At 41.2% G+C, this 480-nt stretch carries 1 pseudogene; it reads right to left on the reverse strand.

Annotation, left to right across the window (positions count from 1 at the left end):
* Window positions 1-439 (reverse strand): annotated as a pseudogene (locus AB4135_RS22070) (IS3 family transposase); the annotation flags it as partial.
* Window positions 440-480 lie beyond the last annotated feature (41 nt).

Below are 480 nucleotides of genomic sequence, written 5' to 3' on the forward strand. Positions count from 1 at the left end.
GCTTGTCTCGATAAATCAAATTGCCGACTCGCAGTGGCTAGCTTTACAGTGCCTTTTTCTTTGGCAACCCAGAGCGCTCGGCTAAGTACTTTTTTTCTAAATCGATACCATATTCACTCTTTAGCAGTTCAACCATATCGCCATAAATCATGTTTTTCATTTCTAGATTAGAAACCTGTTTCTCTAGGCGTTTGATTTTCTGGGCGGGAGTTTCTTTAGATTTAGACATAAGAGAGTGCTCAATAGGTTGCGACCAGTCCAATCTACCATGCTTTCTTAGCCATGTAAGCACAGTACTCCGACCTTGGATCCCGTAGTGGTCTTGAGCTTGTTTGTAAGTTAGTTCGCCTTTTTCTACTTGGCTGACAACGGCTAATTTAAAGCCTAATGTATAATCACGCTGTGTACGTTTATTGCTGATTGAACTTGAAGGTTTCATAGATAAGTCTCCAAAGTGTCAACTTATCTCAGGACGGGACA

It is taken from the genome of Shewanella sp. 10N.286.54.B9 (assembly GCF_041468565.1).
Taxonomy (GTDB): domain Bacteria; phylum Pseudomonadota; class Gammaproteobacteria; order Enterobacterales; family Shewanellaceae; genus Shewanella.